The organism is Streptomyces sp. NBC_00354 (genome assembly GCF_036106915.1).
Lineage (GTDB): Bacteria > Actinomycetota > Actinomycetes > Streptomycetales > Streptomycetaceae > Streptomyces.
In genome coordinates, this window is sequence record NZ_CP107983.1 from 5,248,233 (window position 1) to 5,262,955 (window position 14,723).

General features: G+C 71.9%; 13 protein-coding genes and 1 other RNA gene. 12 read left to right on the forward strand and 2 right to left on the reverse strand.

The annotated features are described in order from the left end of the window. The first annotated feature begins 3 nt into the window (after positions 1-3). The 4 genes from smpB (at position 4) to OHT74_RS23980 (ending at position 1,762) form a co-directional block, all read left to right on the forward strand. The gene (gene smpB / locus OHT74_RS23965) at positions 4-489 is read left to right on the forward strand and encodes an SsrA-binding protein SmpB (RefSeq protein WP_030161337.1); all 486 of its coding nucleotides are present in this window, start codon (positions 4-6) and stop codon (positions 487-489) included. An 82-nt stretch (positions 490-571) separates the two neighbouring features. After that, positions 572-960: a transfer-messenger RNA gene (gene ssrA / locus OHT74_RS23970) on the forward strand. A gap of 149 nt (positions 961-1,109) precedes the next feature. Then, on the forward strand, positions 1,110-1,454 hold the full coding sequence (locus OHT74_RS23975; RefSeq protein WP_328621341.1) for a hypothetical protein: 345 nt from the start codon (positions 1,110-1,112) through the stop codon (positions 1,452-1,454). Then, a complete protein-coding gene (locus OHT74_RS23980; RefSeq protein WP_266994787.1) occupies positions 1,451-1,762 on the forward strand; it encodes a hypothetical protein in 312 nt (103 codons plus the stop codon). The genes OHT74_RS23975 and OHT74_RS23980 overlap by 4 nt, the downstream gene beginning before the upstream one ends. A 7-nt stretch (positions 1,763-1,769) precedes the next feature. On the opposite strand, the gene OHT74_RS23985 is transcribed toward OHT74_RS23980, so the two are convergent. Continuing rightward, positions 1,770-3,026: an MFS transporter gene (locus tag OHT74_RS23985; RefSeq protein ID WP_328621342.1), complete on the reverse strand. Its 1,257-nt coding sequence runs from the start codon at positions 3,024-3,026 to the stop codon at positions 1,770-1,772. A gap of 84 nt (positions 3,027-3,110) precedes the next feature. On the opposite strand from OHT74_RS23985, the gene OHT74_RS23990 reads away from it, so the two are divergent. The 8 genes from OHT74_RS23990 (at position 3,111) to OHT74_RS24025 (ending at position 13,164) form a co-directional block, all read left to right on the forward strand. Next, positions 3,111-4,082, forward strand: coding sequence for a LysR family transcriptional regulator (locus tag OHT74_RS23990; RefSeq protein WP_328621343.1), 972 nt, complete (start codon positions 3,111-3,113; stop codon positions 4,080-4,082). 97 nt (positions 4,083-4,179) lie between these two features. After that, a complete protein-coding gene (locus OHT74_RS23995; RefSeq protein WP_266994781.1) occupies positions 4,180-5,550 on the forward strand; it encodes a nitrate/nitrite transporter in 1,371 nt (456 codons plus the stop codon). 125 nt (positions 5,551-5,675) lie between these two features. Further along, entirely contained in the window at positions 5,676-6,833 is a 1,158-nt protein-coding gene (locus OHT74_RS24000; RefSeq protein ID WP_266666584.1) for a uroporphyrinogen-III synthase, read from the forward strand. A 152-nt stretch (positions 6,834-6,985) separates the two neighbouring features. Next, on the forward strand, positions 6,986-7,510 hold the full coding sequence (locus tag OHT74_RS24005) for a GNAT family N-acetyltransferase (RefSeq protein ID WP_328623379.1): 525 nt from the start codon (positions 6,986-6,988) through the stop codon (positions 7,508-7,510). A gap of 182 nt (positions 7,511-7,692) precedes the next feature. Next, positions 7,693-8,262: a CGNR zinc finger domain-containing protein gene (locus tag OHT74_RS24010; protein ID WP_266666586.1), complete on the forward strand. Its 570-nt coding sequence runs from the start codon at positions 7,693-7,695 to the stop codon at positions 8,260-8,262. Positions 8,263-8,366: 104 nt separating this feature from the next. Next, a complete protein-coding gene (locus OHT74_RS24015; protein ID WP_328621344.1) occupies positions 8,367-10,673 on the forward strand; it encodes a HelD family protein in 2,307 nt (768 codons plus the stop codon). A 450-nt stretch (positions 10,674-11,123) separates the two neighbouring features. Further along, a complete protein-coding gene (locus OHT74_RS24020; RefSeq protein WP_266666590.1) occupies positions 11,124-12,527 on the forward strand; it encodes an NAD-dependent malic enzyme in 1,404 nt (467 codons plus the stop codon). Positions 12,528-12,882: 355 nt separating this feature from the next. Further along, positions 12,883-13,164, forward strand: a complete 282-nt coding sequence (locus OHT74_RS24025; RefSeq protein WP_030161324.1) for an HU family DNA-binding protein — start codon at positions 12,883-12,885, stop codon at positions 13,162-13,164. Positions 13,165-13,370: 206 nt separating this feature from the next. Here the strand turns inward: OHT74_RS24025 and murA are convergent, their stop codons facing one another. Next, on the reverse strand, positions 13,371-14,717 hold the full coding sequence (murA, locus tag OHT74_RS24030; RefSeq protein ID WP_053691036.1) for a UDP-N-acetylglucosamine 1-carboxyvinyltransferase: 1,347 nt from the start codon (positions 14,715-14,717) through the stop codon (positions 13,371-13,373). Positions 14,718-14,723 lie beyond the last annotated feature (6 nt).

A 14,723-nucleotide genomic window follows, 5' to 3' on the forward strand; every position in this document is an offset into this window, starting at 1 on the left:
ACTATGGCTAAGGAAAAAGGGCGCAAGCTGATCGCCCAGAACAAGAAGGCGCGGCACGACTACACGATCATCGACACCTACGAGTGCGGCCTCGTGCTCACGGGTACCGAGGTCAAGTCCCTGCGCCAGGGCCGTGCCTCGCTGGTGGACGGCTTCGTGTCGGTGGAGAGCGGCGAGGCCTGGCTCTACAACGTGCACGTGCCGGAGTACAGCCAGGGCACCTGGACCAACCACAGCGCCCGCCGCAAGCGCAAGCTCCTCCTGCACCGCGAGGAGATCGACAAGCTGGACTCGAAGACCGGCGAGACGGGCAACACGATCGTGCCGCTCTCGCTGTACTTCAAGGACGGCCGGGCGAAGGTCGAGATCGCGCTGGCGAAGGGCAAGAAGGAGTACGACAAGCGCCAGGCCCTGCGCGAGAAGCAGGACACGCGCGAGACGAACCGGGTCATCTCGGCCGTGAAGCGCAAGGAGCGCGGTCAGCTGTAATCTCCTGGCATCCCGTGGTCCACTTCGCGTACCATGGCGTCAGCACCGCCCCCCGGGGTGGAGCAGCTTGTTAAAAAAACATGGGGATGATCGGTTTCGACAGCGGATGTCGATGCAGGGGAAGCGAGCCGAGGAAGCGGCAATGATCTCGCTAACCACATGTCGCAAAAAATAATCGCCAACTCCAAGAGCGATAACTCCCGCTTCACCCTCGCTGCCTAATAACAGTGAGCTGAAGCCTCTGTGAGGAGCGTCAGCCCGGAAGTGGTCCCGGTCCGGATCCTGGCGTCAATTAGGGATCTAAACCTCTAGCCCCGGTCACGGGGGTTGGAGGGAAATCAAACAGTGACTGAGCCCGTCGGAGACTTGTCCGTGTGATCTCCGGGGCCGAGAAAAGCGCAGCGGAATGCGCTCGGAGAAGCCCTGCTTCTGCACCGTTGGACGCGGGTTCGATTCCCGCCATCTCCACTCATCCCATGTGGGCGAAGGCCCCGCAGCCGTCAGGCTGCGGGGCCTTCGTCATGCCGTAAGCCGCCGGCCTGCCCTGGAATGGCGATACGCTGCAAAAGGAGCGCTCCCTGATGGGCGGGCCAGCCGTGCAAGACGGAGGAGGGGCACGTATGACCACCGCTGCCGTGGGCGAACCGGGCGTCCCGCCCATGCCGGAGAGGACCCCCAGGGCCTTGCGCGAAGCCATCGCCCAGCATGCGCCCGAGCTCCTTCCGGACTTCGACGCGCACTGGAAGCGGGACATCGCGGATGCGTACGACATCGCACCCGTTCCCGCCTTCATGGCCCGATGGTGGGGCGAGTACGCCATCGCCCGCGACCCGCTGCTGGACCAAGAGGTGCGCCGCCTGGAGGAGGAGGCCGCCGAGGCCACCGACATCGATCGCGCCAAGGCGCTCCTCGAAGAGGCCGGGCACATCCGCCGTAATGCTCGCCAGGTGGAGCCCGGCCAGTGACGGACGACTTCATGGGGCCACCTTGGCAAGCGGACTGGGTGGAGGCGGCGTCCGCCTACCGTGATGCCCTTCCCGAGGAAGTGCGGAAGAAGATCAGGGACGGCATGGCCGACTTGGTCACCGCCAGGAATCCGTACGTTCCCCAGGACGAATTGCCGGAGGGCTTCTTCCTCGAACCGGCCAGGTCCAGCCGCCCGAAGGGCCCGCACATCCTCTCCTTCGACCGGGGAAGGGGCTGGTTGCGGTTCACGTTCGTGCCCCGAGTCGAAGACCCGCAGATCGTTGTGGAAGAGATCTTCTGGCAGTGAGGCCGGCTCACCCCAAGCGCCCACGAGAGGCTCGGGTGCCCGCAATGCCGACGGCGAGGGCCAGGAGGGCCGCCGCGGCCGGGAGGGCGTAGGGGGTCGTCGGGCCCAGGTGGTCGATCAGGGTGCCTGCCGTGGCCGAGCCCAGCGAGATGCCCGCGAAGATGGCGGTGACCGCCAGGGTCATGCCCTCGTTGAGGCGGCCCTCCGGGGTGACCGCGTGAATGCGGGACATCGCCGTGACCATCGTCGGAGCCGTGGCCATGCCCGCCAGGAGCAGGGCGAGGGCCAGGAGGGCGAGCGAGCCGCTCGCGGCGGCCGCCCAGGGGAGGGCCATCGCGGCGCACAGGGTGATCAGGCAGGTCCGCAGGCTGCGCGGGCGGAAGGCTCCGTAGAGCAGGCCGGCCGCGCAGGAGCCCGCCGCCTGGAGGGCCAGGACCAGGCCGGTGGCGGCGCCCAGGCCGTGGGCATCGAGGTGGGCGATCGACGTGACCTCCATCGAGCCGAACACCACGCCCAGCGGAACGAAGAGCACCAGGAGGGGGCGGACCGCGCGGAGCGGGGAGGCGCCGTGGCCGGGCGCCGACACCGGGGGCTCCGTGGCGCGTTGGGACGTGAACAGCAGCATGCCCGTGAGCAGGAGGGCGGCCGCCGTGAGGGTGCCCGCCTCCGGGAAGACGGCCGAGCAGAGGAATGCCGCCACCACCGGGCCGAACATGAAGCAGAGCTCGTCCGCGGCCTGCTCGAAGGACATCGCCGTGTGGTGTGCGGCGGGGGAGTCGCGCAGCAGGTGGGTCCAGCGGGCCCGGGACATGCCGCCGATGTTGGGGGTGGTCGCGGTGGCGGCGTAGGAGGCGAACAGCGTCCAGGCGGGGGCCTGCGTACGGACGCAGAGCATCAGCGCCACCGAGCCGAGCACCGCGATCAGCGTCGCCGGGACGGCGATCCGGGCCTGGCCGTACCGGTCGACCAGGCGGGCGGTCCACGGCGCGACTAGCGCGGTGGCGGCCAGCCCGGTGGCGGTGACCGCGCCGGCGAGGGCGTACGAGCCGCGCTGGCCGGCGATCATCATGACCGCGCTGATGCCGAACATGCCCATCGGCAGGCGGGCGATGAGGTTCCCGGCGGTGAAGGCGCGGGTCCCGGGGAGGGTGAACAGGCGCCCGTACGGGCCCGGCGCGCGGGCCGCCCGCCGGCGCGGGGCGGGGGCAATGACGAGGGTCGAACCGGTCACGGTCATCAGTGGGGCGGAGGTGGTCTGCGGCATGATCCAAGGCTCCGGCGCGGAGTGCCCGGGCGTCCAACACCTGTTCCGGGGCCATTCACCCGCTTCCGTTGTTAGTCTCCTCGGGTGAATCCCCGTGATGTGGAACCCCGGCTGCTGCGCGGGTTCGTCGCCGTGGCCGAGGAGCTGCACTTCACCCGCGCCGCAGCCCGCCTGTACGTCGCCCAGCAGGCGCTCAGCCGGGACGTACGGCGGCTCGAAGCCGCCCTGGGCGCAGTGCTGTTCGTACGGACGACCCGCGCCGTCGAGCTGACCGCCGACGGGGAGCGGCTGCTGCCCCTGGCCCGGCGGGTGCTGGCCGCGCACGAGGCGCTCGCCGCCGCCTTCGCCTCCGCAGGCCCCCGGCCGCTGCTCGTGGATCTGAACACCGACGGGCCGAGCACCGCCCGTACGGTGCTCGAGCGGGCCCGGGAAATCGCCCCGGACTGCGAGCTGATGGCCCGCTTCGAGAGCGGGCTTACGTACGCCGCCGCCGAGGTCGCCGCCGGGCGCCTCGACGTGTCCTTCGGGTACGCCCACGGGCTGGACCCGGCGCTGCGGGCCCGCCTCGCGCACCGGCCCGTACGGTACGAGCCGCTCGCGGTGCTGCTGCCCGACGGGCATCCGCTGGCCGCGCGGGCCGAGGTACCGCTCGATGCGCTGGCCGGGGAGACCGTGTACGCGGGGGCCGGCAATCCGCGGACCCTGGAGTGGACCGGGCTCGCCCGCGAACTGTTCGCCGGGCGCGGGATCGCCCTGGCGCCGCCCGCACCCGTGGCGATGGGGAAGGAGGAGTTCCGCCGGGTCATGGCCAAGACCCGCAATCCGGTGCTGGTCACCGTGGACTTCCTCGACCTGCCGGGGTGCGTGAAACGGCCGCTGGTCGAGCCGCTGCCGCTGTCCCCGCTGTCGATGGTCTGGCGCAAGGGCTTCAGCCACCCCGGGCTCGACGCGCTGCACCAGGCCGCGGCCGGGATCGCCGCCGAGCGCGGCTGGCTGGACGTGCCCCCGGCGAGCTGGCGCCCCGCCGCGCTCACAGGCGCCCCCGGCGGCGGGTGAGTGCAAGGTTTCCCACCGGTCATCCGCCGGGGACCGGGGCCGAAACGCGCCGTTCCTACGGTCGTCACCACGGACGCGACAGCTGTGGAGGCGTGTGATGACCAGTACGACCGCACCGCGCAAGGGGGGCCGCTGGATCGAGCGGTGGGAACCCGAGGACGAGACGTTCTGGAAGGAGTCCGGGGAGCGCATCGCCCGCCGGAACCTGCTCTACTCCGTGCTCTCCGAGCACATCGGTTTCTCCATCTGGTCCCTGTGGTCGGTGATGGTCCTGTTCATGGGACCCGCGTACGGGATCGACCCGGCCGGGAAGTTCTTCCTCATCGCGACCGCGACCTTCGTGGGCGCCCTCGTGCGGGTGCCGTACACCTTCGCCGTCGCCCGGTTCGGCGGCCGGAACTGGACCGTCGTCAGCGCCCTGCTGCTGCTCGCGCCGACGGTGGCCGCACTGGTCGTCATGGAGCCCGGGACCTCGTACGGGACCTTCCTGGCGGTGGCCGCCCTGACGGGCGTGGGCGGCGGGAACTTCGCCTCCTCCATGACCAACATCAACGCCTTCTTCCCGCTGCGCAAGAAGGGCTGGGCGCTCGGCCTGAACGCGGGCGGCGGCAACATCGGCGTGCCCGTGGTGCAGCTCATCGCCCTGCTGGTCATCGGCACCGCCGGGGCCGGCCACCCGAGGCTGCTGCTGGCGGTCTACCTGCCGCTGATCGTGGCCGCGGCCGCGCTGGCCCTGCTGCGCATGGACAACCTGGCTCCCGTACGCAACGACGCGGGCGCCGTCCGCGAGGCGGCCCGGGACGCCCACACCTGGATCATGGCCTTCCTCTACATCGGCACCTTCGGGTCCTTCATCGGCTACAGCTTCGCCTTCGGGCTCGTGCTCCAGACGCAGTTCGGCCGCACCCCGCTGCAGGCCGCCTCGCTCACCTTCATCGGGCCGCTGCTCGGCTCGCTGATCCGGCCCGTCGGCGGCGCCCTCGCCGACCGGTTCGGCGGGGCGCGGATCACCCTCGCGACGTTCGTGGCGATGGCCGCCGCGACCGGGGTCGTCGTCTACGCCTCCGGCCAGAAGTCGCTGTCCGTCTTCCTCGTCGGATTCGTGGCGCTGTTCGTGCTGAGCGGGCTGGGCAACGGCTCCACGTACAAGATGATCCCCGGCATCTTCCAGGCCAAGGGGCTGGCGCGGGGCATGGACGCCGAAGCCGCGGCCGCATACGGGCGCCGGCTGTCCGGGGCCGCCATGGGGCTCATCGGCGCGGTGGGCGCACTCGGCGGACTCGGCATCAACCTGGTGTTCCGGGAGGCGTTCTCGACCTCCGGGTCCGGGACGGCCGCCTTCGTCACCTTCCTCGGCTTCTACGCGGCCTGCTGCGCGGTGACGTGGGCGGTATACCTTCGCCGGCCCGCCCCCGCGGCGCTCCCGGCGGCCGGGGCGGAGGCGAAGCCGCAGCTCACTTCGGTGTAACGGCGGTTTACGGACACGAAATACGACGGAACCGAGCCTGACATGCCGACTTGACAGGCTCGGTCCCGTTCACGCGACACGTGATCGCGGATGTGATACCGACCCACTGGGCAAGGCAGGTCACCATGGACGACACGCACACCGGCACCGCCCCGACGGCGGGCCCGCTGGCGGGATTCACCGTGGGAGTCACCGCAGCCCGGCGGGCGGACGAACTCATCGCCCTGCTGCGCCGGCGGGGCGCCACCGTTCTGCACGCCCCGGCCCTGCGGATCGTGCCGCTGGCCGACGACAGCGAACTGCTCGCCGCCACCAAGGAGCTGATCCACTGCGCGCCGGACACGGTGGTCGCCACCACCGCGATCGGATTCCGCGGGTGGATCGAGGCCGCCGACGGGTGGGGCATCGGCGAGGAGCTGCTCGTACGGCTGCGGGCCGCCGAACTGCTGGCGCGCGGACCGAAGGTGAAGGGCGCCGTCCGGGCCGCCGGGCTGGTGGAGACCTGGTCCCCGGAGTCGGAGTCCCTCGCCGAGGTGCTCGACCGGATGCTCACCGCCGGGGTCGCCGGGCGGCGCATCGCGCTCCAGCTGCACGGGGAACCGCTGCCCGGATTCGTCGAGGCGCTGCGGGCCGGCGGGGCCGACGTGGTCGTGGTCCCGGTGTACCGGTGGATGGCCCCGGAGGACCTCGGCCCCCTGGACCGGCTGCTGGACGCGGTGGCCTGCGGCGGGGTCGACGCGGTGAGCTTCACCTCGGCTCCGGCGGCCGCCTCGCTGCTGTCCCGGGCGGGGCAGCGGGGGATGGCGGACGCGGTGCTCGCGGGGCTGCGGGGGGACGTGCTGTCGGCGTGCGTCGGGCCGGTGACCGCGCTGCCGCTGCAGGCGCGCGGGGTGGACACCGTGCAGCCGGAGCGGTTCCGGCTGGGCCCGCTCGTGCAGCTGCTGTGCCAGGAGCTGCCGGGGCGGGCCCGGGTGCTGCCGGTGGCCGGGCACCGGGTGGAGATCCGGGGGCACGGGGTGCTCGTGGACGCGGAGCTGCGGCCGGTGCCGCCGGCGGGGATGGCCCTGCTGCGGGCGCTGGCGCGCAGGCCGGGGTGGGTGGTGGCGCGGCCGGAGCTGCTGCGGGTGCTGCCGGGGGCGGGGCGGGACGAGCATGCCGTGGAGACGGCGATGGCGCGGTTGCGGGGGGCGCTGGGCGTGCCGAACCTCATCCAGACGGTGGTGAAGAGGGGGTACCGGCTGGCGCTGGATGCGGGTGAGTGTGCCACTGGCTCCGCCGGTTGACCGGGGTGGGGTGCGGCGCCGCTGCCGGGGCTCCGCCCCGGACCTCCCCCGGCTACCGCCGGGAGGTGCCCCCGGCGCCTCGAACGCCGGCGGGGCTGGGATTGGCGGGCGGGGTTCGCTAGCTTGTTCTGGTGATCATTGACGGGGTGGAGATGCGGGGCGTCGAGGTCGGGGATGCCGGGGGGCTGGCCGACGTGCTGACGCGGAACCGGGCGTACATGGCGCCCTTCGAGCCGTGGCGGTCCGAGGTGTTCTTCACCAAGGAGGGCCAGGTCGCCCGTATCGAGGCGCTGCTCGCCGAGCGCCATGACGGGCGCCTCGCGCCGTACGTGCTCGTCGAGGCCGCCACCGGCGCGCCCGTCGGGACGATCAACCTCGGCAGCATCTCCCTCGGGCCCTTCCGCAGCGGCGGCGTCGGCTACTGGGTCGACCAGGCCTGGACCGGCAAGGGGCTGGCCACCGCCGCCCTGGAGGAGGTCTGCCGGATCGCCCGCGACGAGCTCGGGCTGCACCGCGTCGAGGCCGGGACCCTGGTCGACAACGTGGCCTCGCAGCGCGTCCTGGCCAAGGCCGGGTTCGCGCAGTACGGGCTCGCGCCCCGCTACCTGCACATCGACGGCGCCTGGCGCGACCACCGCCTCTTCCAGCGGCTCCTGCACGACGACCCGCCGCGCTAGGTCGTGTCGTCAAAGTGGCGCCGGTCAGGCCGGTGCCGGGCGTCGCGGGCCAGGCGCCACTTTGACGACAGGGCCCAGGGGACTCCCTGGCCCCCGTACGAGGGGTTCCGCATCGAGGCCGCGCGCGGCACTCTGAGAGGCACGCCCCCACGGGGTGTCCGGCGCAAGAGGCGGTGACGGGCATGTGGTTCGACTCCGGGCGGGTCTGCCTGGACCTGGTGGCCACCTTCGCCGCCCCCGCGGGCGCCGAGGAGATCCAGGACGGCGACGAGCTGCGACTGTGGCTCGCCGGAGCCGGGCTCGTGCCCGGCCGGACGCCGATCGCGCGGGTGGGCCCCGACTGGGTGGAGGCCTTCCGGGCGCTGCGCTGCGACGTGGGGAGCCTCGTACGGGCCGAGCTCGCCGGGGCCGGTCCCGACGAGGGCGCGCTGGCCCGGGTCAACGCGCTGGCCGCCGGTCCACCCCCGGGACTGTGTGCCGTACAGGACCAAGAGGGTCACCTCGTGCGGGAGTTGTGCGGCGGGGTGGAGTGCGGTGCGCTGCTCGCCGCCGTCGCCCGGGACGCGGTGGAACTGCTCACCGACCCCGGCGAGCGGGCCCTGCTGCGGTCCTGCGAGGGGGACGGCTGCACCCGGGTCTACCTGGACACTTCGCGCGGGCACCGGCGGCGCTGGTGCTCCAGCGAGCTGTGCGGCAACCGCGAGCGGGTCGCCCGGCACCGCCGCAGGGTCCTCGCGGCACGTCCCGGGTAGCTGCCGGGAAGTGATCTTCGCCCGGTCACCGGAACGGGCGTGCGGACCGGGTGCGGATTCGCGTACGGTTGACGGTCGCCCATGCACGTCAGAAGGGGGCCTTGGTGGCCGCGCAGAATGCCGCTGTCGACAGCACGGCGGATTCCGTCCGCGATCGGGAGATCGCGGTCGAGCAGACGCATCTGGACCAGGTGTACCGCCGCCTAGAGGAGAAGATCGACGAGGCCGAGTTCCTGATGAACGACGCCGCCAAACGCGGTCAGGTCGGCACGCCCGGCGCGCTCGCCGAGCGCGACGCGCAGGTCTTCCGGGCAGGCATCCACCTGAACCGGTTGAACAACGAGTTCGAGGACTTCCTCTTCGGCCGGATCGACCTGGTCCTCGGCAAGGACGGGGAGCGCGGCCCGGACGGCGCGTACACCTCCGTCCAGCCGGCCGACGACGCGATCCGCGAGGATCTCACCGCCGACATCGCGGAGACGCTCCACATCGGGCGCATCGGCGTGCTCGACTCCGACTACGCGCCGCTGGTCATCGACTGGCGCGCGCCGGCCGCCGCGCCGTTCTACCGGTCCACGCCCAAGGACCCCGGCCGGGTCGTGCGGCGCCGCGTCATCCGCTCCAAGGGCCGCAAGGTGCTCGGCGTCGAGGACGACCTGATGCGCCCCGAGATCACGGCGTCCCTCGACGGCCGGGAGCTGCCCGCCATCGGCGACGGCGCCCTGATGGCCGCGCTCGGGCGGGCCCGTACGCACTCGATGCGGGACATCGTCTCCTCCATCCAGGCCGAGCAGGACATGGTGATCCGGGCCCCCGCCGCCTCGGTCGCCGAGGTCGCCGGCGGGCCGGGCACCGGCAAGACCGCCGTCGCCCTGCACCGCGCCGCCTACCTGCTCTACCAGGACCGGCGCCGCTACTCCGGCGGCATCCTGATCGTCTCGCCGACCCCGCTGCTCGTCGCGTACACCGAGGGCGTGCTGCCCTCCCTCGGCGAGGAGGGGCAGGTCGCCATCCGGGCACTCGGCTCGCTGGTCGACGGCGCGGAGGCGACGACGTACGACGAACCGGCCGTGGCCCGGATCAAGGGCTCCTCCCGCATGCGCAAGGTGCTCCACAAGGCCGTACGGGGCGCACTGGAGCTCGCAGGCGCCCCGGAGCGGCTGCGGGTCGTCGCCTTCGGGCGGCGCCAGGAGCTGGAGGCCGACGAGCTGAACCGGATCCGGCAGAACGTCCTCAGCGGCACCGCGCCGGTGAACCTGCTGCGCCCGCGTGCCCGCAAGCTGCTCCTCGACGCCCTGTACGCGCGCTCCGGCGGGGCCGGCCGGCACAGCGATCCGGAGCTCGCCGCCGAGCTGCGCTCCGCGTTCGACGAGGACATCTCCACCGAGGACGCGTTCATCGACTTCCTGAACGCCTGGTGGCCCGAGCTGACCCCGCGCGGGGTGCTGGCCGCGATGGCCGACGAGCGCAGGCTCGGGCGCTGGTCGCGGCGGGTCCTGAACCCGCGCGAGACCCGCCAGCTGGCGCGCTCGCTGCGCCGGGTGGGCCCGGACGGCAAGGGTCCGCTGTCGGTGCACGACGTGGCGCTGCTGGACGAGCTCCAGCTGCTGCTCGGCGCGCCGGCGCGGCCCAAGCGCAAGCGGCAGCTCGACCCGCTGGACCAGCTCAGCGGGCTGGAGGAGCTGATGCCGACCCGCGAGGAGACCCAGTGGGAGCGGGCGGAGCGGATCGCGGCGGAGCGCACCGAGTACGCGCACGTGATCGTGGACGAGGCGCAGGACCTGACGCCGATGCAGTGGCGGATGGTGGGCCGCCGCGGCCGGCACGGCACGTGGACGGTGGTCGGCGACCCGGCGCAGTCCTCGTGGACGGACCCGGACGAGGCCGCCGCGGCGCGGGACGAGGCCCTGGGGTCCCGGCCCCGCCGTCGGTTCACCCTGACGGTGAACTACCGCAACCCGGCGGAGGTCGCGGAGGTCGCGGCGCGGGTGCTGCGGCTGGCGATGCCGGGCATGGAGCCGCCGACGGCGGTCCGCTCCACCGGCCTGGAGCCCCGCTTCACGGCTGCCGGGGCCGATCTGCGCGCGGCGGTCCGGGAGGAGACCCGGCGGCTGCTGGAGCAGGTGGACGGCACGGTCGGCGTGGTCGTGGCCATGGACCGGCGCGCGGAGGCCGCGGGCTGGCTGGCGGACCTGGGGGAGCGGGCGGTGGCGCTCGGCAGCCTCGAGGCGAAGGGTCTGGAGTACGACGCCACGGTGGTCGTCTCCCCGGCCGAGATCGGGGACGAGTCCCCGGCGGGACTGCGCGTCCTGTACGTGGCCCTCACCCGCGCGACGCAGCAGCTGACGGTGGTCTCGACGGGCCGCGACGAGCCCGACGCGGCGGGCGTCCCCGCGCTGCTGAAGCCGTAGGGGGTGTCCTGCCGAACTCGCCCCGTACGACCGGATGGCTCGCAGCCAACGGCGTGGTGGGGCGAGGTCAAGCCCCTGGAGGGGGATCGCTTCCGGCGATCCTTTGTTAGCCTGGGTCTGGCACCGACTCGATCCAAGCCCCCGGGCCCAACCTTCGTCGCTTAGAGCGACCACTTGCCGCGAGGCGAGCATGGCGGGTCGGTGTCATAGACGTTCATACAGGTCCGCGCCCCTCGGTCACCGAGGGGCGCGGACCTTTTTCGTACGCGGCTACGCTTCCCCGCACCCCCGTCTATCTCGTATGGTGGAAGTGTCTTTCCGAAATTTGTAGCTGGTTACCTTGTACTGGCTGGTAGGTGGGACGATCGGACAACAGGTCCTGCCGCACCCGGCGTGCAGCGGGACCCTGTGTGTACAGAAGAACCAGGGACAGAACAGAGGAACACGGCCATGGCAACGGCGCCCAGCGTCTCGTACTCGATGACGGTCCGCCTGGAAGTGCCCGCGAGCGGAACCGCGGTCTCCCAGCTCACCACCGCCGTGGAGTCTTCCGGTGGGTCGGTCACCGGCCTCGACGTGACCGCCTCCGGTCACGAGAAGCTCCGTATCGACGTCACCATCGCCGCGACCTCCACCGCGCACGCCGACGAGATCGTCGGCAAGCTCCGGGGGATCGAGGGCGTCAGCCTCGGCAAGGTCTCCGACCGAACCTTCCTGATGCACCTCGGCGGCAAGATCGAGATGGCGTCCAAGCACCCCATCCGCAACCGCGACGACCTCTCGATGATCTACACCCCCGGCGTCGCCCGCGTGTGCATGGCCATCGCCGAGAACCCCGAGGACGCGCGCCGCCTCACCATCAAGCGCAACTCCGTCGCAGTCGTGACGGACGGCTCCGCCGTCCTGGGCCTCGGCAACATCGGCCCCATGGCCGCACTGCCCGTCATGGAGGGCAAGGCGGCCCTCTTCAAGCGCTTCGCCGGCATCGACGCGTGGCCGATCTGCCTGGACACCCAGGACACCGACGAGATCGTCGCCGTCGTCAAGGCGATCGCCCCGGGCTTCGCCGGCATCAACCTCGAGGACATCTCCGCGCCGCGCTGCTTCGAGATCGAGGCCCGCCTGCGCGAGGCCCTGGACATCCCCGTCTTCCACGACGACCAGCACGGCACCGCCATCGTCGTCCTCGCCGCCCTCACCAACGCACTTCGCGTGGTGGGCAAGGCAGTTGGCGACGTCAAGGTCGTCATGTCGGGCGCCGGCGCGGCCGGTACGGCCATCCTCAAGCTGCTCCTCGCGGCCGGCGTCAAGAACGTCGTCAGCGCCGACATCCACGGTGTCGTGCACGCGGACCGCCCCGACCTGGTCGACGCGGACCTCGACTCCCCGCTGCGCTGGATCGCCGACAACACCAACCCCGAGGGCTACACGGGCACTCTGAAGGAGGCCGTGGTCGGCGCGGACGTGTTCGTCGGCGTCTCGGCCCCCAACGTGCTGTCCGGCGAGGACGTGGCCGCCATGGCGGAAGGCGCGATCGTGTTCGCGCTCGCGAACCCGGACCCCGAGGTGGACCCGGCCATCGCCCGCCAGACCGCCGCCGTCGTGGCCACCGGCCGCTCCGACTTCCCGAACCAGATCAACAACGTGCTGGTCTTCCCGGGTGTCTTCCGCGGCCTGCTGGACGCCCAGTCCCGCACGGTGAACACGGACATGATGCTGGCCGCGGCGAGCGCGCTGGCGGACGTCGTCGGCGAGGACGAGCTGAACGCGAACTACATCATCCCGTCGGTCTTCAACGACAAGGTGGCCGGCGCGGTCGCCGGAGCCGTCCGCAAGGCCGCCTCGGCGACCTGACGCCGGGTCCGGCACGGGGCGTGAGGGCCGCTGTGACGGCCCTCACGGCTTGCCGATCCCGGCGCGTCGCGAGATGCGGGCCCGCCGGGCCGCCTCTAGGGTTGCGGGGATGCCCGCGAGGTCCGCGGTCCGCATCCACCAAGTGCGGACGGAGCGTCACCGCGGCGTGACTGTGGCGCTTTTCGTGTGACCCTGGCGGGTGCCGGATTGGCTTTCCCGCCGCTGGTGGGGGCAGGATGCGTAACCGGGCGAGAGGGTCTGACGTTCAGACCCGGGTCCGGGGACTGTCCGAGGGCCCTGGCAGCATCGGCTTCGATCTCACGCCTCTAAGGCAAGTTGAACACGGGAGTACAACATGAACCGCAGTGAGCTGGTGGCCGCTCTGTCCGAGCGCGCCGAGGTGACCCGCAAGGACGCCGACGCCGTTCTGGCCGCGCTCGCCGAGACCGTCGGCGAGATTGTCGCCAAGGGCGACGAGAAGGTCACCATCCCCGGCTTCCTGACCTTCGAGCGCACCCACCGTGCCGCTCGCACCGCGCGCAACCCGCAGACCGGCGACCCCATCCAGATCCCGGCCGGCTTCAGCGTGAAGGTCTCCGCGGGCTCCAAGCTCAAGGAAGCCGCCAAGGGCAAGTAGTCCGCCCTTGTGCCGAGGGCCGCAAAGGCCCTCGGGACGGCAGCAGTACGCAGAGAACGCCGAAGGGCGGCCACCCGGGTGGGTGGCCGCCCTTCGGCCTGTCCAGGGGCCCTTGCAGGGCCTTGGCGGGCCCTTGGGGGCCGGCGGCGCGAGGTGCGGGCGCCTCCCTCGGGGGCGCCCGCCTCGAACACGCCTCGGCAAGCGCCTCAGACGAGGTCGCCGCCCGGAAGCTCGACCTTGGCTCCCAGCTCCACGAGCTTCTCCATGAAGTTCTCGTAGCCGCGGTTGATGAGGTCGATGCCGTGGACCCGCGAGGTGCCCTCGGCCGCCAGCGCCGCGATCAGGTACGAGAAACCGCCGCGCAGGTCGGGGATGACCAGGTCGGCGCCCTGTAGCTTCGTCGGGCCGGAGACGACCGCCGAGTGCAGGAAGTTGCGCTGGCCGAAGCGGCAGGCGCTGCCGCCCAGGCACTCCCGGTACAGCTGGATGTGTGCACCCATCTGGTTGAGGGCCGAGGTGAATCCCAGCCGGGACTCGTAGACCGTCTCGTGGACGATCGAGAGGCCCGCGGCCTGGGTCAGGGCCACCACCAGCGGCTGCTGCCAGTCGGTCTGGAAGCCGGGGTGCACGTCCGTCTCGAGCGCGATCGCGTTGAGCGGGCCGCCCGGGTGCCAGAAGCGGATGCCCTCGTCGTCGATCTCGAACGCGCCGCCGACGCGGCGGTACGTGTTCAGGAAGGTCATCATCGAGCGCTGCTGCGCGCCGCGCACGTAGATGTTGCCGCCGGTCGCGAGCGCCGCGGAAGCCCAGGACGCGGCCTCCAGACGGTCCGGGAGCGCCTTGTGGTTGTAGCCGCCGAGACGGTCCACACCGGTGATCCGGATGGTCCGGTCGGTGTCCATGGAGATGATGGCGCCCATCTTCTGCAGGACGCAGATGAGGTCCTCGATCTCCGGTTCCACCGCGGCGTTGCTGAGCTCGGTGACGCCCTCGGCCAGGACGGCCGTCAGCAGCACCTGTTCGGTCGAGCCGACCGAGGGGTAGGGCAGGCGGATCTTGCAGCCGCGAAGGCGCTGCGGGGCCTCCAGGTACTGGCCGCCCTCGCGCTTCTCGATGGTCGCGCCGAACTGGCGGAGCACGTCGAAGTGGAAGTCGATCGGCCGGCCGCCGATGTCGCAGCCGCCGAGGCCCGGGATGAACGCGTGGCCGAGGCGGTGCAGCAGCGGGCCGCAGAACAGGATCGGGATGCGCGACGAGCCCGCGTGCGCGTCGATGTCCGCAACGTTCGCGCTCTCGACGTGCGTCGGGTCGAGCACCAGCTCGCCCGGCTCCTCGCCGGGGCGCACGGTCACCCCGTGCAGCTGGAGCAGCCCGCGCACGACCCGGACGTCGCGGATGTCGGGAACGTTGCGGAGCCGGCTGGGTCCGCTGCCGAGCAGAGCGGCGACCATGGCCTTGGGCACGAGGTTCTTCGCACCGCGGACACGGATCTCGCCCTCGAGCGGGGTACCGCCATGGACAAGTAGTACGTCGTCTCTGTCTGTGCCGGTCATGAATCT